30 protein-coding genes are annotated in these 23,781 nt (G+C 32.2%); 10 read left to right on the top strand and 20 right to left on the bottom strand.

The features are described 5' to 3' along the window. Positions 1-6 precede the first annotated feature (6 nt). From ACP7AQ_RS02355 to ACP7AQ_RS02340, 4 genes are read right to left on the bottom strand one after another with little or no spacing between them, the layout of a single operon-like run. A complete protein-coding gene (locus ACP7AQ_RS02355) occupies positions 7-678 on the bottom strand; it encodes a hypothetical protein (protein ID WP_426094233.1) in 672 nt (223 codons plus the stop codon). Between the two features lie 2 nt (positions 679-680). After that, positions 681-1,355: a hypothetical protein gene (locus ACP7AQ_RS02350; RefSeq protein WP_426094232.1), complete on the bottom strand. Its 675-nt coding sequence runs from the start codon at positions 1,353-1,355 to the stop codon at positions 681-683. Then, positions 1,352-2,014 carry a hypothetical protein gene (locus tag ACP7AQ_RS02345; protein ID WP_426094231.1) on the bottom strand — a complete coding sequence of 221 codons (663 nt, stop codon included), beginning with the start codon at positions 2,012-2,014 and terminating at the stop codon, positions 1,352-1,354. The genes ACP7AQ_RS02350 and ACP7AQ_RS02345 overlap by 4 nt, the downstream gene beginning before the upstream one ends. A gap of 10 nt (positions 2,015-2,024) precedes the next feature. After that, a complete protein-coding gene (locus tag ACP7AQ_RS02340) occupies positions 2,025-2,366 on the bottom strand; it encodes a PadR family transcriptional regulator (protein WP_426062455.1) in 342 nt (113 codons plus the stop codon). A 152-nt stretch (positions 2,367-2,518) separates the two neighbouring features. Between ACP7AQ_RS02340 and ACP7AQ_RS02335 the strand changes: the two genes are divergently transcribed. The 5 genes from ACP7AQ_RS02335 to ACP7AQ_RS02315 all read left to right on the top strand — a co-directional run bounded on the left by ACP7AQ_RS02335 (position 2,519) and on the right by ACP7AQ_RS02315 (position 4,962). Further along, complete coding sequence (locus ACP7AQ_RS02335; protein WP_426094230.1) at positions 2,519-3,571, top strand: 2Fe-2S iron-sulfur cluster-binding protein; 1,053 nt, start codon at positions 2,519-2,521, stop codon at positions 3,569-3,571. A 263-nt stretch (positions 3,572-3,834) separates the two neighbouring features. Beyond that, the gene (locus ACP7AQ_RS02330) at positions 3,835-4,017 is read left to right on the top strand and encodes a hypothetical protein (protein WP_426094229.1); all 183 of its coding nucleotides are present in this window, start codon (positions 3,835-3,837) and stop codon (positions 4,015-4,017) included. 73 nt (positions 4,018-4,090) lie between these two features. Further along, complete coding sequence (locus tag ACP7AQ_RS02325) at positions 4,091-4,342, top strand: type II toxin-antitoxin system ParD family antitoxin (RefSeq protein WP_426094228.1); 252 nt, start codon at positions 4,091-4,093, stop codon at positions 4,340-4,342. Continuing rightward, complete coding sequence (locus ACP7AQ_RS02320; RefSeq protein WP_426094227.1) at positions 4,335-4,628, top strand: type II toxin-antitoxin system RelE/ParE family toxin; 294 nt, start codon at positions 4,335-4,337, stop codon at positions 4,626-4,628. The genes ACP7AQ_RS02325 and ACP7AQ_RS02320 overlap by 8 nt, the downstream gene beginning before the upstream one ends. Positions 4,629-4,653: 25 nt before the next feature. Continuing rightward, complete coding sequence (locus ACP7AQ_RS02315) at positions 4,654-4,962, top strand: hypothetical protein (RefSeq protein WP_426094226.1); 309 nt, start codon at positions 4,654-4,656, stop codon at positions 4,960-4,962. A gap of 54 nt (positions 4,963-5,016) precedes the next feature. On the opposite strand, the gene ACP7AQ_RS02310 is transcribed toward ACP7AQ_RS02315, so the two are convergent. Further along, the gene (locus ACP7AQ_RS02310; protein ID WP_426094301.1) at positions 5,017-6,033 is read right to left on the bottom strand and encodes a glycosyltransferase family 9 protein; all 1,017 of its coding nucleotides are present in this window, start codon (positions 6,031-6,033) and stop codon (positions 5,017-5,019) included. Between the two features lie 119 nt (positions 6,034-6,152). Continuing rightward, positions 6,153-6,758: a DUF4254 domain-containing protein gene (locus tag ACP7AQ_RS02305; RefSeq protein WP_426094225.1), complete on the bottom strand. Its 606-nt coding sequence runs from the start codon at positions 6,756-6,758 to the stop codon at positions 6,153-6,155. Positions 6,759-6,844: 86 nt separating this feature from the next. On the opposite strand from ACP7AQ_RS02305, the gene upp reads away from it, so the two are divergent. Further along, positions 6,845-7,498 carry a uracil phosphoribosyltransferase gene (gene upp, locus ACP7AQ_RS02300; protein ID WP_426090578.1) on the top strand — a complete coding sequence of 218 codons (654 nt, stop codon included), beginning with the start codon at positions 6,845-6,847 and terminating at the stop codon, positions 7,496-7,498. On the opposite strand, the gene ACP7AQ_RS02295 is transcribed toward upp, so the two are convergent. Beyond that, entirely contained in the window at positions 7,493-8,422 is a 930-nt protein-coding gene (locus ACP7AQ_RS02295) for a DUF6427 family protein (protein ID WP_426094224.1), read from the bottom strand. The genes upp and ACP7AQ_RS02295 overlap by 6 nt on opposite strands. A 142-nt stretch (positions 8,423-8,564) precedes the next feature. Between ACP7AQ_RS02295 and ACP7AQ_RS02290 the strand changes: the two genes are divergently transcribed. Continuing rightward, entirely contained in the window at positions 8,565-8,795 is a 231-nt protein-coding gene (locus tag ACP7AQ_RS02290) for a DUF6341 family protein (protein WP_091203351.1), read from the top strand. A gap of 30 nt (positions 8,796-8,825) precedes the next feature. Here ACP7AQ_RS02290 and purD read toward each other — a convergent pair whose 3' ends face one another. Further along, positions 8,826-10,100, bottom strand: a complete 1,275-nt coding sequence (gene purD / locus ACP7AQ_RS02285) for a phosphoribosylamine--glycine ligase (RefSeq protein ID WP_426094223.1) — start codon at positions 10,098-10,100, stop codon at positions 8,826-8,828. A gap of 132 nt (positions 10,101-10,232) precedes the next feature. Between purD and ACP7AQ_RS02280 the strand changes: the two genes are divergently transcribed. Then, positions 10,233-11,555, top strand: coding sequence for a phenylacetate--CoA ligase family protein (locus tag ACP7AQ_RS02280; RefSeq protein ID WP_426094222.1), 1,323 nt, complete (start codon positions 10,233-10,235; stop codon positions 11,553-11,555). Here ACP7AQ_RS02280 and ACP7AQ_RS02275 read toward each other — a convergent pair. From ACP7AQ_RS02275 to ACP7AQ_RS02245, 7 genes are all read right to left on the bottom strand, one after another. Continuing rightward, the gene (locus ACP7AQ_RS02275) at positions 11,539-12,321 is read right to left on the bottom strand and encodes a glycosyltransferase family 2 protein (RefSeq protein WP_426094221.1); all 783 of its coding nucleotides are present in this window, start codon (positions 12,319-12,321) and stop codon (positions 11,539-11,541) included. The two genes, ACP7AQ_RS02280 and ACP7AQ_RS02275, sit on opposite strands and share 17 nt — an antisense overlap. A gap of 2 nt (positions 12,322-12,323) precedes the next feature. Next, positions 12,324-13,676, bottom strand: coding sequence for an exopolysaccharide biosynthesis polyprenyl glycosylphosphotransferase (locus ACP7AQ_RS02270; protein WP_426094220.1), 1,353 nt, complete (start codon positions 13,674-13,676; stop codon positions 12,324-12,326). A 284-nt stretch (positions 13,677-13,960) separates the two neighbouring features. Next, the gene (locus tag ACP7AQ_RS02265) at positions 13,961-14,944 is read right to left on the bottom strand and encodes a UDP-glucuronic acid decarboxylase family protein (RefSeq protein WP_426094219.1); all 984 of its coding nucleotides are present in this window, start codon (positions 14,942-14,944) and stop codon (positions 13,961-13,963) included. A 210-nt stretch (positions 14,945-15,154) separates the two neighbouring features. Then, positions 15,155-15,901 carry an FkbM family methyltransferase gene (locus ACP7AQ_RS02260; protein ID WP_426094218.1) on the bottom strand — a complete coding sequence of 249 codons (747 nt, stop codon included), beginning with the start codon at positions 15,899-15,901 and terminating at the stop codon, positions 15,155-15,157. A gap of 11 nt (positions 15,902-15,912) precedes the next feature. After that, positions 15,913-17,127, bottom strand: a complete 1,215-nt coding sequence (locus ACP7AQ_RS02255) for a WcaI family glycosyltransferase (protein WP_426094217.1) — start codon at positions 17,125-17,127, stop codon at positions 15,913-15,915. 9 nt (positions 17,128-17,136) lie between these two features. After that, positions 17,137-18,228, bottom strand: coding sequence for a glycosyltransferase family 4 protein (locus ACP7AQ_RS02250; protein ID WP_426094216.1), 1,092 nt, complete (start codon positions 18,226-18,228; stop codon positions 17,137-17,139). Next, positions 18,218-18,829, bottom strand: a complete 612-nt coding sequence (locus tag ACP7AQ_RS02245; RefSeq protein ID WP_426094300.1) for an O-antigen ligase family protein — start codon at positions 18,827-18,829, stop codon at positions 18,218-18,220. The genes ACP7AQ_RS02250 and ACP7AQ_RS02245 overlap by 11 nt, the downstream gene beginning before the upstream one ends. Here ACP7AQ_RS02245 and ACP7AQ_RS02240 point away from each other — a divergent pair. Continuing rightward, positions 18,783-18,941: a hypothetical protein gene (locus tag ACP7AQ_RS02240; protein WP_426062750.1), complete on the top strand. Its 159-nt coding sequence runs from the start codon at positions 18,783-18,785 to the stop codon at positions 18,939-18,941. The genes ACP7AQ_RS02245 and ACP7AQ_RS02240 overlap by 47 nt on opposite strands. 309 nt (positions 18,942-19,250) lie before the next feature. Further along, complete coding sequence (locus ACP7AQ_RS02235; RefSeq protein ID WP_426062473.1) at positions 19,251-19,394, top strand: hypothetical protein; 144 nt, start codon at positions 19,251-19,253, stop codon at positions 19,392-19,394. A gap of 46 nt (positions 19,395-19,440) precedes the next feature. Here the strand turns inward: ACP7AQ_RS02235 and ACP7AQ_RS02230 are convergent, their stop codons facing one another. The 5 genes from ACP7AQ_RS02230 to ACP7AQ_RS02210 form a co-directional block, all read right to left on the bottom strand. Next, a complete protein-coding gene (locus tag ACP7AQ_RS02230; RefSeq protein WP_426094215.1) occupies positions 19,441-20,727 on the bottom strand; it encodes a hypothetical protein in 1,287 nt (428 codons plus the stop codon). A 21-nt stretch (positions 20,728-20,748) separates the two neighbouring features. Then, entirely contained in the window at positions 20,749-21,159 is a 411-nt protein-coding gene (locus ACP7AQ_RS02225) for a hypothetical protein (protein ID WP_426094214.1), read from the bottom strand. A gap of 123 nt (positions 21,160-21,282) precedes the next feature. Next, complete coding sequence (locus ACP7AQ_RS02220; RefSeq protein WP_426094213.1) at positions 21,283-22,527, bottom strand: oligosaccharide flippase family protein; 1,245 nt, start codon at positions 22,525-22,527, stop codon at positions 21,283-21,285. 30 nt (positions 22,528-22,557) lie between these two features. Continuing rightward, positions 22,558-23,400: a dTDP-4-dehydrorhamnose reductase gene (gene rfbD, locus ACP7AQ_RS02215; protein WP_426062477.1), complete on the bottom strand. Its 843-nt coding sequence runs from the start codon at positions 23,398-23,400 to the stop codon at positions 22,558-22,560. After that, on the bottom strand, positions 23,394-23,672 hold the full coding sequence (locus ACP7AQ_RS02210) for a dTDP-4-dehydrorhamnose 3,5-epimerase family protein (RefSeq protein ID WP_426062478.1): 279 nt from the start codon (positions 23,670-23,672) through the stop codon (positions 23,394-23,396). The genes rfbD and ACP7AQ_RS02210 overlap by 7 nt, the downstream gene beginning before the upstream one ends. Positions 23,673-23,781: the final 109 nt, after the last annotated feature.

Genomic DNA, 23,781 nt, shown 5'->3' with positions numbered 1-23,781 from the left:
AAAAAATTAATTTAATTGGTACTGTTTTTTGACATTTTTGATTGTTTTCTTTTGAAGGTGAATTCCCGTCATTAAAAATAATATTCCCAATATCAAAGCACAACAAAAAGGTAATATTAAAATTGGATGCCTTTGAACTGACTCCTTACAAGAGTTTAATAGATAAATTATCCAGTACATAAATCCAAAAATCCCGGTGAAAGTAATATGACTGATATTCAATTCTAAAAAACGTTTTCCCTTGATTTTTCTATTTGTATAAAAAGAATAGAATGCTGGTATAAATAGTATCGCTAATAAACCAAATAAATTTCTAACAAACTTAACTGGTTCATCAAAATAAAAAGATGCTTTAAAGATAAAAAAGGCTAAAAAAATACCCACAATAATTTTAGGGAATTTCAAATACTCAGATATCACATTCCACTGCGCTTTTCTAAATTCTTTCCTTAAAATTTGTGTGCGATCCTCTTCAATCGCATTAAAACCATTTCGACCAAAACGATCTTCAGCATACTGTTTCACTTGATGAAAAGTAAGTTCTGGATCTTTCTCCCAAATTTCCTCCATACTATTTACCATGTGATCTGTAAATTCTACTTGTAATTCATACCACTTGATATCAAAGGATTTGACATAATTGGATACATATTGTATTTGTTCGGTGGTTAGTTTCATCTTCATAAAATTAATTGATATTGTTTTTTGACATTCACGATCGTCTTTCTTTGAAGGTGAATTCCCGTCATTAAAAATAATATTCCCAATATCAAAGCACAACAAAAAGGTAGTATTAAAATTGGATGCCTTTGAACTGACTCCTTACAAGAGTTTAATAGATAAATTATCCAGTACATAAATCCAAAAATCCCTGTGAAAGTAATATGACTAATATTCAATTCTAAAAAACGTTTTCCCTTGATTTTTCTATTTGTATAAAAAGAATAGAATGCTGGTATAAATAGTATCGCTAATAAACCAAATAAATTTCTAACAAACTTATCTGGTTCATCAAAATAAAAAGATGCTTTAAAGATCAAAAGGGCAAGCAAAATACCCACAATAATTTTAGGGAATTTCAAATACTCAGATATCACATTCCACTGCGCTTTTCTAAATTCTTTCCTTAAAATTTGTGTGCGATCCTCTTCAATCGCATTAAAACCATTTCGACCAAAACGATCTTCAGCATACTGTTTCACTTGATGAAAAGTAAGTTCCGGATCTTTCTCCCAAATTTCCTCCATACTATTTACCATGTGATCTGTAAATTCTACTTGTAATTCATACCACTTGATATCAAAGGATTTGACATAATTAGATACATATTCTATTTGTTCGGTGGTTAGTTTCATGCTTTGGTAAAGGATAGTTTCTTTTCAAATTTAAAATGCTTCATTGCTAATCTTGAGCTAAATAAAAGATGGAGTAACATTAGAGAACCCGTAAAAACAAATATGATTTGGTTTGTAGTGCCTGCTGGAGTGTTAATAAAACAAAAAGGATAAATCCAAGATATGTATACAGCTACTCTATTTTTGTGTTGAGGATAAAAAGATGTATTTATTTTTGAATTCCAAATTCTAATTGTATTTATTATCAATAATAAATATCCAGTAATAAATACAAATCGAGCCCCAACTTGGAAATAATAAGTAAGTAACTTTAGATTGTAAAATGCTGAAAAACCAAGAAAAGTAAATAAAAAAATTAGACTTATCAAAAATCCAATAAATATTTGTTTTTTTATTGCTGCTACCTTCTTGTCTAAAACTTTTTGTGGATAGTTAACGTTAAGTCCTGTGAAAATTGAACATGCAGGTTTTAATTCTTCTGACCATTTATCCAGTGCTATTTCAAAATTTTCATCAAAAGAAGGTGTTTTTTCATCCATCAGAACTTGTATTTCCGTGGCAATATGATCTAAAACTTCCTGCCTTATATCGTCGTATACGATACCGTTTAAAACTAATGTTTCTTCTATTTGAACTATTTGTTCTACAGTTAATTTCATCTTCAAAATTTTAAAATTCTAATTTTGGACTTGGGTTCACTAAACTCTGCATGTTTCGAATGAAATCTTCGAGTTCTGAAAGTCTGTTTACGGTTTCTTTCTGGCCGCTTTCCGTGAGTTTGTAATATTTACGCATGCGGTTGTCCACTTTTTCGATTTCAACATCCAGCAAACCTTCGGCTTCCAGTTTGTGCAAAGCCGGATACAAAGCGCCTTCGGTAATGTTGAGTTCGCCTTGGGTAATCACCTTGACTTTTTGGGTGATTTCATACCCGTACATCTTGCCGTTTTCTTCGAGCAATTTCATTATAATCGTATTCAGACTTCCTTTATATAATTGTGAGTTTTTCATTTTTTTATCATTGCGAGGCACGAAGTAATCTCATTTTGAAAAACAAATATACATAAGATTCTTATACATAATAGTTTTAGGTATTAAAATTTTCAAATATTTTGAATTCAAAAAATCTAATGTGTTTCCTATCTTTGTAAAAAAATAATCACATGTCATCCTTTCTGAAATTAATCATAAAAGAAGTAAAACGCGAAACCAGAGACGCTGTTTCGATACTTTTTAACGTACCCGAGGAATTAAAAGCAGATTACGCTTACATTGCCGGTCAATACATCAATTTAAAATTAACACTTGACGGTACCGAAATTCGCCGGGCGTATTCTATCTGTTCTTCTCCGGAAAGTGACGAGTTGCGCATTGCAGTGAAAGCGGTAAAAAACGGTGCTTTCTCTCAATTTGCCAACACAAAACTTAAAGCTGGCGATGTTCTTGAAGTAGGAAAACCAGAAGGGAAATTCACTTTTGATCCCCAAGCGGATCGACAAAAAAACTACGCGGCTTTTGTTGCGGGAAGCGGAATCACACCCGTAATGTCTATCTTAAAATCCGTATTGAAAAACGAACCGAAAAGTTCATTTGTATTGGTTTACGGAAACAAAACGCCTGAAGAAACCATCTTTCATCAAGAATTACACGATTTGCAATTGCAACATGTGGGACGTCTTTTTGTACATTATGTGTTCAGTCAAGCCAAAGTAGAACATGCTTTGTTTGGACGAATTGAAAAATCGACAGTTAATTTTGTTTTGAATAACAAACACAAGGAATTGGAATTTGATAAGTTCTATTTGTGTGGACCGGAAGAAATGATCAATATTGTTTCCGCTGTTTTAAAGGAACATAATGTAAAAGAATCGGCAATAAAATTTGAATTGTTTGCTTCTTCTACCAAAGAACATAAAATAGAACAATCATTAGAAGGTCATACTAAAATTACCGTAATGGTAGATGACGAGGAAATGACTTTCGAAATGTCACAAAAACAAACCGTTCTTGATGCCGCTTTAAAGCAAGGTATTGATGCTCCGTATTCGTGCCAAGGAGGAATATGCAGCAGTTGTCTGGCCCGTGTTACGGCCGGAACTGCCGAAATGACGAAAAATTCCATCCTTACCGATAAAGAAATTGCCGAGGGTTTGATTCTTACCTGTCAAGCGCATCCTACCTCAGCGACCATTTATGTGGATTATGATGATGTTTAGGAAATAACCTTAAATGACAACAAAAACTTCTCTAAAAAGGGAAGTTTTTTTGTTTTAGGGAAGTTGGGATTTGTAGTATATTAGTAAAATAATAGTACGGTCAAAATCCATACGATATTTCGATAAATTATTATCGTTAAGTAGTACATATAATTTAGGGTATCCATGTATGACCTTAAAACATATATAAAAGTCAGCAGGAAACGCTCAAAAATTGTGCTAAAAGAAACTGGAAATCATTGATTAACTTAAAATTGAATGCTATGTTTTGGGGAATAGCCTTTATTATTTTAGGAATGGTAATTTTGATATATTTGAGAAAAGACATTAGTACAGATTTGCATTTGTCCAAGTTTTTTTCGAAGAACACAAAAACATGGCAAGGAAATCTTGCTGGAATTGTAATGATCCTAATTGGAATCGCTCAAATGATTAATTCTCTTTGATGTTAAGTTAAATTTTCAGAACAAACATTATAATTGTTACCAAATTTTGGTACTTTAGTGAAAAATTAAAATCATGGGAAAGAATACATCCGTCTCTTTAGGAAATCATTTTGAAACTTTTGTCGAAAAAAGTATTTCAAAAGGTCGGTTTCAAAATGCAAGTGAGGTAATTCGGGCTGGTCTTCGTATGCTAGAAGAAGAAGAAGATAAAGTTCTACTATTAAAAAATACCATTCAGGAAGGAATCGATAGTGGACTTGCAAAAGACTTTGACCCGAAAAATCACCTAGAATCGTTACAAGCAAAGAAAAGAGCAAATGGCTAACTGTTATTTGACAAATTTAGCTGTAAATGATTTAGCTGAAATCTGGGAGTATACTTACGAGGAATGGTCAGAAAAACAAGCCAATAAATATTATGAACAACTATTAGAAGCTTGTCAGGAATTAGCCAACTATCCCAACTTTGGGAAAAATTATGTGTTAATTCAACCTGATATTTTAGGATTTAAAACCAATCATCACATTATTTTTTATAGAATTATTTTGGTCAAAGAAATAGAAATAATAAGGATTCTTCACGAAAGAATGGATTTGAAATCTAAGCTTTAAACTGAGACTGTAAACTGTTTTTTATATGAAATCCTTTCGAGAAATATTCAAAAACAACCCTTCCCTTCTTAACGAACCAGAAGTAGCGCAACTTTTAGAATATTGTGAGCAATTGCAAGATGAAATCGTGGAATTCAAATTTCAAAAAACAACCAACAAAGAATTGGCGATGCTTGATATGCTTAAAGAAGTCATAAAAGGCTGCGATGCTATCGAAAAAGAACAAGCCGAGCACGAACGTTTTGGGTATGACGCTCCAAATTATCAGGAAACCATTTCGAATTTAAAAAAATATGTTTTGAAGCGATGTCAAGATGAAAAAATTTGGCTTTGAATTCTTGAACCATTAAAGAATTAAGTTTCATTAAATCCTAAATTTCTTAATGCCTTAATGGTTCAAAAGAATATTTTTTGTTTTTAAAACTATTGTTTTTGGCAAAATCGTTCGCATGGCATCTACATATCCTGCAACTTTTTTATTTCCATACACCGACGTTGGTAATTTAGGAAATAGCTTTCTATCCGAAACTATGGCATTTTCTAAAGCCTGATTAAACGGCGAAAATCCCGCATACGGATGCGTAGCTCCCCAAAGCGTAATTACTTTTACGCCCAACATAGCCGCAATGTGCGCATTCCCGGAATCCATGGAAAGCATCACATCCAAATTACTGATGAGCTGCAATTCTTGCTGCAATTTGAGTTGTCCTGCCATATTGATTACGTTTTTTTTGTTGCAAGCAAGTGAATTCAATAGTTCAATTTCTTTTTTTCCACCGCCAAAAAGTAAAATGGTATGTGTTGTATCCAAAGCTAATTTGTCAATTACTTGCTGCATCAAATCCAACGGATATACTTTAGAATCGTATTGTGCAAAAGGAGCAATTCCTATAAGTTTGTTATTTGTTCCTCCAATTATCGTCAGAATTTCTGGATTTAGAACTGCTTTTTCAGGAAAAACTGGATGTGATAAATCAACTATAAAACCGAGTTGTTCAAACACTTTTACATGTCGTTCAAACATCGTTGGCAATTGCTGGAACACTTTGTTTTCGGATTGGGTCAACGCTTTTTTTTGCGTTCTTCCTTTATCCACCGAAGCTACTTTCTTTCCGCTTAAAGCAAAAAGGCTTCGAACGATTTTAGAGCGCAAGACATTGTGTAAATCGGCAAAAGCATCAACGTTTAGGTATTTCAAATCTTGGAATAAGCGCAACAATCCTGCAACCCCTTTGTGTCGTTTTTTTTCATCGAAAGCAAAAAAAGAAAGATTGGGAATTCCTTCAAAAAAAGGTTTGAAAAACGGTCTGGAAATAACTGTGATTTTAACATCGGGATGCTGGCTTACAAAAGCACGTAAAACAGGAACCGTCATGGCGACATCTCCCATTGCGGAAAGTCTCATGACGGCTATATGTTGGATTTTTTTTGACAATTAATTAACGTTTAAAAACCATTAAGGTATTAAGATTCATTAAGTTTTTCTTAATTTTCCTAATACCTCAATGGTTCAAAATCTCTTTTTTACTTCTTGTTTTGATACAAAACAGGATTCAATTCATCATCGTTGTACATTTTCATTTGTTTGTACACTTTCATGAATTTATTGCCATTTTCGATGTCTGTTAATAAATCATCAATAGCAGTTGACAAATCTGTTCTTTGCTCCAATAAAATATTCAACTTTGTCTGACACTTATCTCTGTGCTCTTGTGAAGCTTCGGCACGAGTAGCCTCTTCTTGCATGTGATAAATTTTTAATGCCAAAATTGACAATCGGTCAAAAGCCCAAGCTGGACTTTCGGAGTTGATTTTTGCATTATCTTTTACGATTACAAGGCTGTGTTTTTGAAGAAAATAACTGTCAATATATTCCACCATATCGGTACGTTCCTGATTAGAAGCATCAATTCTTCTTTTCAATGTTAAAGCAGCCACAGGATCAATATTTGGATCCCGAATAATATCTTCAAAATGCCATTGAACGGTATCAATCCAGTTTTTGTGATACAATAAATGTTCAAATTTATCCTTCTGAAAAGGATTATTTATAGGCTGATCAACGTTATCAAATTGATGATAATCTTTGATGCTTTGTTCGAATACGGAGTACGCTAATTTTGAAAACATATCTTTATATATTAAAAGACAAAGATACTTTTTATACTTTTATACCATAAAAAAATAACTGTAAGTTTAATTACAAAAATACAACCATGCAAATTCATTATTTATCGGAAGGAAACAGTATTCTAAATCATTTTTTGGGACAGATACGCAATGTAAATGTTCACAATGACAGCATGCGTTTCCGACGAAATATTGAACGTATTGGCGAAATAATGGCGTATGAATTAAGTAAAGAACTACATTACAAAAGTATCGAAATCCAAACGCCGCTAGGTATAAAAAACACGACTGAGATTAAAGATCAATTGGTTTTATGTTCTGTTTTAAGAGCCGGATTGCCCTTGCATTTGGGTTTTCTGAATTATTTTGATAATGCCGAAAATGGTTTCGTATCTGCTTACCGTCACCATCCCAACAATGATGATTACTTTGATATATTAGTGCAATACCAAGCCATTGCTGACATCAACAACAAAAATCTGCTGTTAGTTGATCCCATGCTTGCCACCGGTCAATCTATTGTAAGCGTTTTCAATAAATTGATGGAAAAAGGAACGCCAAAAGAAATTCATATCGCAGTTGTAATTGCCGCACCAGAGGGCATCGCGCATTTGGAAGAACATCTGCCGAAAAACTGTCATCTTTGGGTCGCTTCATTAGACGAAAAACTTAATGAACACAGCTATATTGTTCCCGGTCTGGGAGATGCGGGAGATTTAGCCTACGGTGAAAAATTATAGTTGGCTGAAAAAAGCAAATAAACTGCAGGTTATCAGCACAAAAAGTACCATTTCCTGCTTCAATTTTAGTTGTGGCATTTCGATGTGACTCGTTGCCAGTATGGCCAAAGGCGCAAATGTAAAAAGCAATAAGTCATCACTTTTATTATCAGAAATCAGAAAAATTATTACTCCAATAAAGAAAGAGGCGATAATTTTTTTGAAAGAAGTATGCAACAATTGTGGTCTGCTTGACAATGTGGCAAACATAGAAACCAAGAAAAACAGGGCAACAGTTGCATAAATAGACAAAGCCCCATTTTGATAATTATTCGTGAAATAGTCAATCTTAAAATTGATTTGTACACTTTTAAGAATATATTCAATGACATTCAAATCGAAAACCGTTGCAAAAAGCAGGAACATGATTACTGCTATAAAAAAAGCGATAAAAGGTAATATCCAGTTTCTATAATCGCTAGAAACGTGAAAAATTATGGATATAAAAACTAACACTAGAAAGATTATACTCCAAAAATGAAATAACGCAGCCAAAAAAATCCATAATGAAGCATCAAATATTTTTTCTTTGGAAGCTTTCAGAGACTGTAATGAAATCAATCGGCGAAGCGCCAACAGAATAAAGAAATTAGACAAAATCAAGTTTAAATTATCCAGCGCTGAAGGGAAAAAAAGTAGAAACAAAAAGTAAAAAAAAATCGTGTAGGTACTGTCTTTACTCAATCCGTTTTTCTTTGCCACAAAATCGGTGATAAAAACTGAAGCAACAACAATACAGAACAATCCCCCTTTTTGTGCGATAGAAAAAAAGGAATTTGTCCAAGATAAATCTTGAAAATGGAATAATAAAAAGAAAACCAGCATTAAAATTACGACCAATGAAAAATTTAACGGTGTAGATTTTCTAAAAACACTTGTTATCATACGGATATTTTATACTTTTGTGTTCGTAAATATAATACTTGTTTAAAAAGTAAACCCTGCTTGTTCAAAAAGATTCTTCTAAATCAGAACTTTTACAAATCAGAGTTGCCAAAAACAACTACTAAAATTAATTCTACACATTATGAAATCATTTTTCGAAGGAATACAATATTTATTTGTTGATATTCTATTTGCTCCATTAGACTTTTTGCGCTCGTTAGAGTTGAGTTCTTGGTTTGTTGCAAATACAATCAACTGGATTTTTATGATTATTTGTGCTGCCGCAATGGTTTATTGGATCAGACAATTAAAGATTTTTGAAGACGCTGGAACAGAAAAGCAAGATACTACCGCTCACTCTTTCTTAAAATAATATTTAAAAAAAGTGAACGATACTTGTCAATTATTTCAAGTCGTTTCCAATATCTTTTCTAAAATACATCTTATCGAAATGTAGCTTGTCTATGTTTTGGTAAGATTTTTTTATGGCCTCTTCAAAATCATTTCCATAAGATGTTACGGCCAAAACTCTTCCTCCATTTGAAAGAACATTTCCGTTATCCAGTTTAGTACCCGCATGAAAAACAATAGAATCTTGAATTTTTTCCAATCCTGAAATTACTTTTCCTTTTTCAAAATCTTCCGGATACCCACCAGAAACAATCATAATTGTAGTAGCGCTTCTTTTGTCAATTTCCAGATTGATTTCGTCTAGTTTTTCATTGGCTACAGCCAAAAACAACGCTACTAAATCGGTTTTGAGTCTCGGGATAACTACTTCGGTTTCCGGATCGCCCATTCTCACATTGTATTCAATTACGATTGGCTCGTTATTAACATTGATTAACCCAATGAAAACAAAACCTTTGTACGGAATTCCGTCTTTTTGAAAACCATCAATGGTAGGTTTTACGATGCGTGTTTCAATTTTTTCCATTAAAACAGCGTCAACATAAGGAACTGGAGAAACGGCTCCCATTCCGCCTGTGTTTAGTCCTATATCGCCTTCGCCAATGCGTTTATAATCTTTGGCCGTTGGCAGAATTTTATAATTTTTCCCATCGGTAAGAACAAAACAACTTAATTCAATTCCGTCCAGGAACTCTTCGATAACGACTTTAGAACTGGCGGCACCAAATTTTTGATGAACCAGCATGTTTCTTAATTCTTCTTTGGCTTCTGCCAAATCCTGAATAATTAAAACGCCTTTTCCGGCGGCCAATCCATCAGCTTTCAAAACATACGGAGGTTGCAGTGTTTCCAAAAATTCACATCCTTTTTCTACCGTTTCAGCAGTAAAACTATCGTAAGCGGCAGTTGGAATGTTATGTCTGATTAAAAATTCTTTAGCAAATTCTTTACTTCCTTCCAATTGTGCGCCCATTTTTGAAGGTCCGATGACCGGAATATGACTTAATGCAGTATCGTTTAGAAAAAAATCATAAATCCCTTTTACCAAAGGATCTTCTGGTCCCACGACAACCATTGCTACTTTTTCCTGAATAACAAATGCTTTTATAGCTTCAAAATCAGTTGGACTCATCGTAACATTAGTGGCTATTGAAGCGGTTCCAGCATTCCCTGGTGCTACAAAAAGTGTGTCGCAAAGCGGACTTTGAATCATTTTCCATGCAAAAGCATGTTCTCTTCCGCCTGAACCCAATAGTAAAATTGTCATGTGTAGTTGTGTTTAGTTGTGCTGCAAAAATAATTGCTTTTGCACTTAAAAAATAATTAATCTTTAAAAAATTGTTGGTTACCAGCCATTAGTTGTTAGTAAATATTATTTTTGATGAAATATACCTTTAAAATGTTTTCACTATTCGACTTATCGCTGCAGCTAAATGGTTTCCCAATTCAGGAAGCCCAATCCGAATTGCGAAAAATCGTAGCATTTTCAGAAAAAGAACATGAAGTTTTCGTTGAAAATAAAAAACAAGAAATTGTCAATTTTCATTTTCAAAACAATCCTTTTTACAAAGATTTAACCGGCGTAACAACTTTTACCCGCTGGGAAGATTTACCAGTTTTAAATAAGAAAAACTTACAGAAACCATTACAGGAAAGGCTTTCGGAGGGCTATTCCGCGAAAAACAGCTACGTCAATAAAACGTCCGGTTCGAGTGGAACTCCTTTTGTTTTTGCCAAAGACAAATATTGCCACGCGCTGACGTGGGCTTCAAACATCTACCGTTTTGGTTGGCATGGAATTGATTTTAATACTTCGTACCAAGCACGATTTTATGGAATTCCGATGGATTTTATTGGAAACAAAAAAGAACGTTTTAAAGATTTTTTGAGCCATCGGTTTCGGTTCTCCATTTTCGATTTGTCGGATACAGTTTTAGAAGGATTTTTGAATCATTTTCGAACTAAAAAATTCGATTACATCAATGGATATACCAGTTCGATAGTTTTATTTGCTAAATTTTTACAAAAGAGAAACATCATATTAACCACAATTTGTCCGAGTTTGAAAGTGTGCATGGTGACTTCCGAAATGCTTTTTGAAGACGACAAAATGCTTTTAAAGAAACAATTTGGCGTTCCTATTGTCAATGAATATGGCGCTTCGGAACTCGATTTAATCGCTTTTCAATCCCCAAGCGTCGGGACAGAAGACGAATGGCAAATAAATTCCGAAACGTTGTTTGTGGAAATTTTGGATGACAATAATCAAGCGGTTCCAAATGGAACTTCAGGTCGAATTGTGATCACTTCATTGTTTAATAAAGCGCATCCATTTATACGATATGATATTGGCGATATTGGAATTTTGGACGAAAAAAGCACGTTGCAAAAACCCATTCTCAAGAAATTAATAGGACGAACAAATGATGTTGCGGTTTTACCAAGTGGAAAGAAATCGCCCGGATTAACTTTTTATTATGTGACAAAAAGCATCATTGAAGATGATTCGAATGTGAAAGAATTTGTGATAAAACAAACCAAAATAGATACTTTTGAAATTGAATATGTGAGTGAAACCAAATTAAATTTGGCACAAATTAAAAAAATTGAAAAGGCGATTGAACTGTATTTAGAACCGAATTTAAAATTTATATTTATCCAAAAAGATACTTTAGAAAGAAGCAATCGAGGAAAATTGAAGCAATTTAAATCGATGCTTTAATGGTTTTGGAATAACGTGGTTTGAGGATTAATTGCGTGAACAAAAAACCAATCATGCAAAGTATTGCACCAATTAAATTCAAACGGTGATATGCTCTGTACACTGAAAAATTATGTTTTACTAAATCAAATTTAGATGCAGAAATCGAGTTGTCTCTGATGCGATAAAAAGCCAAACTCTCCGGAACAAGTTGCGCAAATTTTATTTTTTTAAGAACAGTCAGCCACATCATCCAGTCTTGTCGTTTCCGGATGGAGGAAATGGAGATTTTCCCAAAGTAACTTGCGTCATAGATACCCGTTAGATTCCCTACATAATTACAAAAAAACAACTGCTTGTATGAAAGATGCAATGGCGCTTCGATTCTTCTGTTTAACGGTTGTCCAGCTTCGTTGATGCATTCATAAAAAGAGAACGTGAAAGGAAGATTATTTACTTTCATGAACTCAATTTGTACTGCTAACTTGTTCGGTTTCCACAAATCATCTGCATCCAAAAAAGCAATATATTTACCGTTTGCTTTAGCCAAAGCGGTGTTTCTGGAAATTCCGGTTCCTGAGTTTTTTTCGAGTTTAAAAAGTTGGACTCTTGTGTCTTTTATTGCGATTTCCTCAACTATAGAAACCGTTTCATCAGAAGAACAATCGTCTACAATAATCATTTCCCAATGCTGATACGTTTGGTGCTGAACCGATTGAATCGCTTCAACAATAAATTTTTCAGAATTAAAAGAAGGAGTAATTATGGACACAAGTGGTTTTTCCATTTTTAATACGCTTTTTCATCACCTTTTATGGTGTTGTATATTGTGTTAAAAATAATCTTAATATCTAATAAAATAGACCAATTTTCTAAATAAAAAATATCAAATTTGACTCTGTTAATAATATCTTTATCTGTTTCGACTTCACCACGAAATCCTTTGGTCTGCGCAAGTCCGGTTATTCCTGGCTTTATAAAGTGGCGTACCATGAACTTATCCACCTTCAATGCATACATTTCGGTATGACTTACCATGTGAGGTCTTGGACCTACAACGGACATATCGCCAAATAATACATTTAAAAACTGTGGCAGCTCATCAATACTTGTTTTCCGTATAAACTGACCAACTGTAGTTACCCGAATATCATTTTTAGAAACCTGATTTAAATCAGCTTCATCGTTTAATTCCATCGATCTAAATTTGTAGCAATTGAATTCTTTATAATTTAATCCGTTCCTCTTTTGGATAAAAAACAAAGGCCCTTTTGACTCCCATTTTATAAAAATTGCGAGAATTAGGCTAAGCCAAGATAACAACCCCAGAATCACTACAACCGAAAATAAAATATCAAAACCCCGTTTGATCACCTTGTTTAAGGTATCGTCTAACAAGATATTTCTCAACGAAATTACCGGAATGTAATTGTAATATTCAAAAGTAAAATTCCGGGAAAGAATCTGCTTTTCGTCCGGAATAAATTTTAATGTTTTTAGGTTATTATCAGCAAAATATACAATTTCATTAATTTGATTTTGCGTTAAATCACTCATCGAACAATACATTTCATCTATTTTATGTTCCAAAACAAAGGCAAAACTCTCCCTAAATTTTCGCACTTTATCTTTTTCCAAGTCAAAAACTCTTTCTAACTTGTATCCATAATCTGGATTTTCAGTGAAAAATTGTTTTAATGGCTCCACACTTTTAGAATTCCCTAACAGTATTACAGTTCTAAAATTACCTCCAAATAGCACTCTGTACCTTTTTAAAAAATAATAAATACATAGTTTTATGATTAAAATAAAGAACAGCGAAACTGAAGTGAAGAGAACAATTCTATGAAAACTGGAATTTTCAGAGTCAAAAAAAGCCAAGGCGAGACAGATAAGCATAAACAAAATCCCCTGCTTTAGAGCACAATTTAGTATGGCAATCACTTTCGTGTATCTGTAAACTTCATAAAAACCCAAATTAGCAGCTATAACAAACCAACTTACACTTATAAAAAGGGGATAAAAAAGCTCGTTAACGGGAAGGTCCGTCAAGTATACCAAGAGTACATTGATAACAATTAAGTCTATTACAAATGAAAAAGGGCGAATATAGCCTGAATATCTTCCGGTTTTGGTTTTCACTATTTTATCCGATTAGAAAAGTCATATTGCTTTTCTTTTATTACTATGATTATACTCCGAAACCGAAAATAAGTTGTCTTTTAATGCCGTATTTTTGGCCTAAATTATGATTTTTGAAACAAAAATAACTATGTTTTTATTAAAGATTTATGCGTAAACTAATTCACAACATTTAAACAATCCGGCATGTAGAAATGGTTTATTTTATTACAATATAAAATCAAAACGAGTATGATAAAACTACACACGAATAACGAAACCATTTTGAGCCTAAATCCTTAATATTAAAAAATATATTTTGAAAAATCCTTGTGCTCCTCTTTGGACAATTCTTCTTTAGATAAAGATTTGAAATAATCATACGTGATTTTCATTCCTTCGGCACGACCTATTTTAGCTTCCCAACCCAACAAGTTTTTAGCTTTTGTAATATCCGGCTGACGCTGCAAAGGATCATTTACGGGCAACGGATGATATACCACTTTTTGATTTGTGCCTGTTAATTTTATAATTTCTTCTGCAAAATCCTTGATTGTGATTTCGTCCGGATTTCCAATGTTTACAGGAAATACATAATCAGAATGCAATAACCTAAAAATCCCTTCGACCTGATCATCAACATAACAAAACGAACGCGTTTGCGTCCCATCACCAAAAATGGTTAAATCCTCTCCACGAATTGCCTGACCTATGAATGCTGGAATAACACGACCGTCATTTAGTCTCATTCTTGGCCCATACGTATTAAAGATTCTAACGATTCTGGTTTCTACGCCATGAAACGTATGATATGCCATAGTGATTGATTCTTGAAAACGTTTTGCTTCGTCGTAAACTCCTCTTGGTCCAATGGTATTTACATTTCCATAATATTCTTCGGTTTGCGGATGAACTAACGGATCTCCATATACTTCAGAAGTGGATGCAATAAGAATTCGTGCTTTTTTAACTCTGGCCAATCCCAACAAATTGTGCGTTCCCAAAGACCCAACTTTCAGTGTTTGAATTGGAATTTTTAGATAATCTATTGGACTTGCAGGTGATGCAAAATGAAGTATATAATCTAAATTTCCCGGAACATGGACAAACTTTGTGATGTCATGATGATAAAATTCGAATTGTTCTAATTTAAATAGATGCTCAATGTTTTTTAAATCTCCAGTGATGAGATTATCCATCCCAATAACAAAATAACCCTCTTTGATAAATCGGTCACATAAATGTGATCCTAAAAAACCTGCGGCTCCGGTGATAAGTATTCTTTTCATTATTTAAAAAATTTGATTTTCGTTTGTACAAAAATATAGTTTGTTTTCAAAAAAAGGCTTGGTTTAATAAAAATTACGAACTAAGACCTAACTTTATTTTAGAGTCTAAAATGATATTGGCAGATTATTAATTTCAGATTAATTTTAAAATAACTACTCATTTTATGCAGGATGTTAACCCGCGAGAAATAGGAATTATCAACATTAAAATTATTCGTTTTTTGGAGAAATTTTTCGATACAATAAGTCAAACTCTATGTATTTATTTTTATTACCAAGGTTAAAATCAAGCATTCCCATCAATTCAAACCCTTTCATTTGGAGGTAATTATTCATTACAGTAAAGGAAGGCTGACTGGAATATAACTCCTCTAAGTTTGCTTCGATGATTATATAATCAATAGCCTTTAAGGTTTGATCCGCTCCTTTTAAGACCTCAAGTTCATACCCTTGAACATCTAATTTGAGTAATGACAAATGCGTTTTGTCAGTAAATAATGCTATGGAATCTAACTTCTTTATTTGGACTCTTATTTGCTCTAACACATTATCTTTTCTGGTAAAATGAATGTTTTCCTCATTTATTTCAAGAATAGAACTGGTATGTCCAAATTTGTTTTTATTGAATAGGATTGTCCCATCCTCATTGCCCAGTGCGATATTATAGGTATTTATATTTGGATTACTGCTGAATTTTTTTTCGATTATTGAGTACAAATCCGGTAATGGCTCAAAAGTGTGTATTTGCGCATGCGGATATAAATGAGTTGCTACTTTAGTGAATTGACCTGAATTAGCTCCTACGTCAATTATAGTGGTTAATTCGGGCACCATCTTCTTTAAATTTGAAACCACTTCAAAAGAGGCAAAAGAATAAATTCTACCCTTTACCGCTTCTAAAAGCCATTTTGATTTTGCAATAATAAATAATCGCTTTATAAATACTGAATATTTCACTTCTGATTTTTTTATTTTTTTTGAACTGTGTCTTCTAATTTTGATTGAAATTCTGATAAAACTTTTTCATACGAAAAATGTTCAGTTACAAAATCTCTTGCAAAAATTCCCGTTAAACGGGCCTTATCAGGATTGTTTTTTAACTCCATTAGACACATTTTTATTGTTTCGATAATATTCTCATCAAAATAATAACCCCCTTGAGAATTCTCAAAGTTAACCTTTATTTCAGAATCTTTATGTCCAGAAACTATTGATGGTTTTGCACTTGCCATCATCCCTAAGATTTTTGAAGGCATAACCAAATCGTTGAACTCTGATTTTTGAAACAATACATGAACATCCGCATTACACAACAAATTATTTAACTGTTTGTAAGGCACCGGAGGATAATAGGTAAAATTTACTTTGTTTTGTAATTGTTGTAAAACTTCCACGCGTTTTGCTCCTTCACCCACTAAATAAAAATGAAATTCAGGATGTACTTGCATTGCGGTTACAAACTCAGCATAGAAATTCCAATCTTGTTTTTCTCCAATATTACCAGAATAAAGAATGTTAAACGTATTTTTATTAAAAACTTTATTTTCCTTCGCAATTTCTGGATTTATCATAGAATAATCAATCCAGTTAGGAAAGTAAACTTGATCGACTGTTGTTTTTTGCGCTGATTTTATCATCATTCTTGTACTGATGGTGCTAATAAAGTCTGCTCTACTTAAGGTCCATTTTTCAATTTTAAATAAAATCTTTGACGATAACTGATTCTTTTCTGAAATCCCATTTTTAAAAGCTGCATCAAATTCAAAATCCTGTATATGAACCCAAAGCATTCCTCCTCCCCTAATTGTTTTTAAAAACCACCCAAGAATAATGGAAAGCGTAAAAGGCATAACAACTAATACTACATCTGCTTTCTTAATTTTTATAATATTAAAAACTGAACCAAAAAAAAAATGAGTCATTTGAAGCACTCTCTTAACAAAAGTTGGCTTTGCAGGAGTGTATTGTTTGAATCTATACACCGTTACGTTGTTTATAATTTCTTTTGAAAAGAGAGGATGGTCTGCATAATTTGAATAGATTTTCCATTGCGGGTAATAGGGAACTCCCGTTATTATATTCACATCATGTTTTAATGCCAAAAACTCTGCCATGCCCGTCGAATATAAACCTATCCCACTGTCCTCCGGGAAATAATTATGGCTGATTATGGTGATTTTCATCTATGAAATTTATTTCCGTATGGTTTCTAAAATTATACCTTCGAGTGTTGATATAAATTTGGTTTCCGTGAATTTATTTCTCGCATAAACTCCGTTTGAGGTTCCTTTTTTTTGTACTTCATCCCAACTTGAAATTATCAATTTTATTTTTAAATAAAGATCCTCTTCACTTTTTTCTTTGCAAAAAACAGCATTCTCCTCGGAACATATATCTGGAATTCCCGCATGCTGTGTTGTCAAAATTAAATTATTAAATGCCATAGCTTCCAGAATACTAATGGGTTGTCCTTCCATACTGAAAAAAGTAGGAAGACAAAAAACATTGCCCCAAATTAACAAATCTTGTTTGACTAAACCAGAAACAATCCCAAGATACTCCACATTATTTAATTCTGCCAGCAGTCCATCTACATTATTTCCTGAAATCTTATTGCCTGCTATTTTAACTTTAAGAAATAATCCTTCTTCATTTAATCTTTTTATAACTTGAAGCAACAGGTTTATCCCTTTTTCTTCTAAAAAATTACTTAAAAAGAAAAGTCGGATTTCTGTAAAATCTTTCTTTTTAAGTAAAATCTCTTCCGAAATTATTAGTTTGTCTTCTACGAAATTATACAGTTCTCGAACAGCATCAGAAGCTATAAAAGGTGTTAGATTGTCTCTTAAAGAATTAGAAAGTACAATTCCAGCGTCAAACGATGCCATAAGATTAAAAAAGACCTTCTTTTTTATTCCTTTTAGAGATTGATATTCTTTTTTAAGATGGTTACTGTGCAGATGAACTATTGTTTTCTTGTTTAGAATTTTAGACAACAAGATAAAGGGTGCATATTTTAAGACTCCAAAAAAAGTAATTCCTATCGTGATATAAACTACATCAACCGTAAAAATTTTATAACCTTGAAAATAGGTTTTTAGGAATGATAATTTATCAAATGAGAACTGACCAATTGCACCGTTTACCTTATCAGAATGTTCCGTATTTATTTTTTTTATATTCCAATTTCTCTTTATTAAGCCATTTGCAACAACTTGATTGGACAAGCTAATTCCTTTTGGCGGACCTGGAAAAGGACCAATGATAAGGAGGTTATATCTCATTTTTTAGGTTTTTGTCAAATTCAGAAGCGTATATAAACATGCAACTTGTAAAGGAATAGATAATTATTCCATTTTGTCGTTCCAAAACACTTTCGAACAGAAAAACAAAAATAAAAAACAGTAAAAAGACAACTCCTTCAGCATTCTTTCTTTTGATAAATACTCGAATAAAGTAGAGCAACGAAAATAAATACAAACAAATTCCTACAATTCCAATAGCTAATCCTATTTGAAGAAACTGGTTGTGCGCATTATAATTTTCCTCAGATAAAACCGCGTAACCATCTGCCGCCAATTGTGTGCTTAAAACTGCTTGGGCATCTCCAATTCCATATCCTAAATAATCTGATTTTTGAATTACTTTCGCGCCTGTATTCCACAGAATGTACCGAATACCAGACGATGTTTCTTTATTATTTACAATACTATTAATATCGAATATTTCCAAAAAACGGTTTCTAATTTCGGTAATAGATAGTGATAATATCATCAAACTTATAAAGACGAATACCAATTTAGCGATTTGTTTTTTATCACGTTTTAGAAACAAAAAAATGCCGGAAAGAATACAAAAAGAAACAACAACACCTTTTCTTGCCAATATTAGAAGTCCAGAAATTAAGACTAAAAACAATATGAAATTAAAAATTTTATTTTTGAAACCTTCTATCAAAATAAAAAATAATGCTACCGAAAAAAAGATTGATATATAAATAGGATGCTCATTCATGCCCCAAAATTCATATGTTATGTAGGAATAACAATAATATAAATCATGTTTTTGGCTAAAATATCCCAATTGAAATAAGTAAATGAATATTAAAATTGAATAGATACTTGCGGCAATAATAAAGGTCTTCCGGAACACTTGATTAAACTTTACTCTTGTTTCAAGAGTTAAAAAAGAATATCCAAGAGGTATAATTAATATTGGAATACAACGGACTAAAATTGTAAAACCTTTTTGAATATTTTCAGAAAAAAATAAGCTAAGCGCATAAACAATAAAGAAAATACTAAATATGAAAACTGTTTTCATTTCAATTTTAGCGCTGATTCTGTATTTAAAAATAGAAAAAAGACCCAGAAGAAAAAAAACCATTACCGTAATAGGCTTTACTTTAAATGGCAACAGTACGAATAAACCGCAAAAGAAAGCAACATAAGGAACTGCTTTTTCAACTGAGAAATCGTTAATTTTTGTTTTTACCCTCATTCTGTTAAGAGATTACTATTGCTTGATTTACGCGGCAATTTAGTTTTTAATCCTTTTAATATAAAATAAAGCAGATAAAGCGCAATAGAATAATAAATAAAACGATGTGAAGATCGTAGATTATACTCAAAACTATGAATAACATATAAAACTAACAACAAGAATTGAAGTACAGCCCACAAATATTTTTTGCGCACTAATTGATTTTTTATAAAATAATCTATCGCTGCAAAATAATATCCTAATAAGGAATAATAAAAAACACTAAAAACAGGGTATTTGGCTAATTCACCAATGGCCGTAAAAGGAGCTATTTCGTTTATTCTTAATTTAGAAGCAATACTATACCAATTTGTCAATCTTCCCGGTAATGGATTCAGTGTGGTAATTAAATTACCAATGGAAGCATTTTTATACAAATGAATGGTTTCGGAAGTAGCGTAAAACCCAAAAATAAACGTATAATAAATATTCATTACAGTGTAAGTAAATAAAATTTCAGGTTTTTCAAGTGTTACTTTTAAATACGGAATTAAACCATGTCCATTCGCTTCTAAACGCAGCGAAATGTTGTATCCAAAGAATAAAATTACAAAAGGAATAAAGAAAATATAGAAAGTTCTGGCTCTGGAACGATTTAAAAAAACGGAATAACTCAACCCAAATGCTAATAAATAAATAGTGGCTGATCTGCTCCCCACTCCTATCCCTACAATAATGGCAATACAAAAAGCTGTCAGCGCAAGTGACCTGTTAGTTCTGTAAACAGCACCTGACAAAAGGCACAAAACGATAAATAAATTTTGATAAATAATTTTAAAAACAGAATTATCATTAGGAATATAATCTGCCCTGTAAAATAGTAAAGAACCGTAATCAATGTAAACCAAAAGCACACATAACAAAGCTATGATTACTATAACCGTAGAAATTTGATTGGTGTCGAGTTTAAGATTTCGCGTATCAATAATTTTGATTCGCTGTTTGGCTAAAACGAAATACGATTTATTAACAACCGAATAGATAAAAACGCCAAACAAAAACAGCAAAAGCATTTTGAGGTAAACAAAAAAGGTTCTGTTGAATTTATTTTTCCCAATAAAATCAAACTGAAAAAAATTGAATTTCTCGTATCTTGGATAAAAATTATGATATAATAAAGTCGAAATTAAAACTCCTGCAAAGAACAATACAAAAACATCAACAGGTGACAGCAAAAATATTTTTCGCTTCCAATAAAGAATTCCTACCAGTGAGAATAAAAAAAATAAAATTACAGCCATTAATATCATTTTGGGGATGTATTAACCTCTTTCAAGCGCTTTTATACCAGCATTTGTATTGTAAAAATTTGCCGTGTGTCCCACAATATACATGTAAAGTTCTCCCTCTTTCTCGTCCATCAATGAAATCTGAGGACTGGACTCCGGGCCCTTAAATACCTTAATGGAATACGTTGGTGTTTTATAAACCGGAATGCTATCCGCATTTGTAGCTTCATACCATCCAGAGGCATTTTTGCCCACAAAAACCTTCCCAGTCAATCTATTCAATACTACTAATGAATATTCATTGGCATCTGTTTGGTAAAGTTCCATTTGATAATTTTGTTTGTTTACAATTTCTTTTAAACTAAAAGACTCTGTTTTCTTTTCCTCTTCCTTGCACGATAGAAATAGCACAAATACAAATATCAAATAAAAATAATTTTTCATTTTTTAATCTTTTTTAATTTAACTTTTATACAAATATAGTTGCAATTTTTAATTTTCATTGTCAAATTAGACTATAATCATATCGATTTACAATAGTTTTCTGGTCACTGTTTTTTTATCAAATTACAACAATGTTTTCTTTTTTACAGCAAAATAAAAAATAAGCATAACCATAATTACATCAACACTAATGCGAAGCAGCAACAAATTAATAAAACTCATCTGATTCATTACATACAACAGCAACACTGTAAAAAAATAAATCAAACACGAAAAAACAAGCGCATAATTATATTGTTTTAACGCGCCAAAAGCAACTAACGAACAGCTTCCTATAATTATAGAACAACTTATAACCGGAATCAATACTACTAATGATTCTAGTAAATAAGCATATTTTGTCATTTGATTCCCTCCAAAAAAAGTCATCATTTCTTTGGAAAAATAATAAATACCCCCAGAAAAAAACATAGCACTACAAATGGTAAAAAGCACCAATCGTTGCACAAATAATTTGTTTTTAGTCCTTACAATTAAAGGAAAAACTGCTTGTTGAATGACTTCAAATGGAAATATGAAAGCAAAAATTATTTTAGAAGCAATGTCAAAACCAGAAACTAAGTTTTTTGAACAGAAATAACCAATTAGAAAAATGGTTCCAAAATTTAAAAAAAGTGTAGAAAATCGTCCTAAAAAAAACAAATATCCTTCTTTTAGGTAGTGCTTAATGGTTTCTAGGGGGACAAGTATAAATTTAAAATTAGATTTCTTTTTTAGAAAATAAAACCCTAAACCTCCCCAAACAATGTTAGAAAGAACCAAAATAAAAATATATATTGCGATGTGACTTGAATTTTTTACAAATAGTATCGTAAGAAAAACCAATAATGTTCTGGAAACCACACTTACAATAGCAATGGGTTTCATTTTTTCGATTCCTTGAAAATACCAAATTGGAAACAATATTTCTCCAATTCCCATAAACAACATAAAAAATATCAAATCGATATGTTTGGCTATTTCATTGTTAAAAGAAAACAATCCCAAAAGAACAAAACCGAAGACAAATAATCCTGTTTTTACAGTTATAATTGCAGAAATAATTTCATCAATTTTAGTTTTATTTTGTTTGTTTTCAACAATGTATTTAGCAGCATACATATCAAATCCAAAATTAACCAATATCAAAAAATATTGAACAAATGAATCAATCCAAGTAAGAACTCCGTATCCTTCCTCGCCCAAAGTCCTTATCAAATAGCCTAATAAAATATACTTTGACAGTATGTTAGCAAACTTTATTACACTAAAATAAAAAAAGTTCTTGGCGATTTCATTATTTAATGACAGGTATATTTTTCTAAACATTTACTTGCAAATTAGTTGTATTTACCTAGACTAAATTGTTTCGTCCCATGTTCTAATTTTTATATCAAAAGCGCTTTTAATTTTACTTTTATCTAAAACACTATATTTAGGCCTTTCAGCTGGAGTTGGGTAACTTGAAGACGGAATTGGTTTTACATGGATGTTTATATTATTTATTTCGAGTATTTTTCGAGCAAAATCATACCAGCTGCAATGTCCTTCATTACTGAAATTGTAAATTCCGTACCTATTGATTTCTGGATTTTCAGAAGTTTGTAAAATAATTTGTACCAAAGCTTGCGCTAAATCAACGGCATTTGTTGGTGTTCCTATCTGGTCATCAACAACGGATAAACTGTCTCTTTCAGCTCCCAACCGCAACATGGTTTTCATAAAATTATTCCCAAATGAAGAGAAAACCCAAGAAGTTCTTATGATAAAACATTCTTTTATCGTTTTCTGAATAACTTTTTCACCATCTAATTTAGTTTGGCCGTATATACTTTTAGGACTGGTAGTATCATCCTCTGTGTAAGGTATGTTTTTGGTACCATCAAAAACAAAATCAGTAGAAACATGAATTAATTTTGTTTTATAATCACGACAAACTTCTGCCAAATTTTGTGCCCCAACGACATTAATTTCGAATGCTTTTTCAGGCTCACTTTCTGCTTTATCAACTGCTGTGTAAGCAGCCGTATTTATACAAAAATCAGGTTTTAATTTTGTGAAAACTAGCTCAATCGATTCCTTTTGAGTAATATCTAAGGTTTTAGAATCACAAAAAACAAAGTCTATTTGAGGATAACCCGCAGCGATAAATTGCAATGATTGCCCCAATTGTCCATTCGCACCTGTTACAAGAACTACCATATTTTTTTTTCGTTTTCTAAAGTCGGTAATACAAAATGTGTATCGCAATTTAATTCGTTCGCCTGTGCATGAATTTCCTTTTGACAATGCAATCCGCGAAGCATTCCTATTGTTGAAGAAGCTTGATTGTTCTGCACAAAATGAACATCCTGATGCACTCCTTTTTTTAACGTATTCGCTTTGAAACTTTCCATAAAATAGCCTCTTTTATCTTTAATAATTTCCGTTTCTAAACTGTAACAGCTATTGATTTGAGTCGGACTGAGATTCATGATTTAATTTAAATAATAATAAAACATGCATTTCGAAAACTTTCTAGTAATCATGACGCAAATCCTTTCAATTTTTATTACAATAAAATGCATTTTGTAGCATTCTTGT

Origin of the sequence: Flavobacterium sp. DSR2-3-3 (genome assembly GCF_049896585.1) — a bacterium.
In the GTDB taxonomy this organism is placed as follows: domain Bacteria; phylum Bacteroidota; class Bacteroidia; order Flavobacteriales; family Flavobacteriaceae; genus Flavobacterium.
This window is presented reverse-complemented; position numbering and strand designations above follow the sequence as displayed.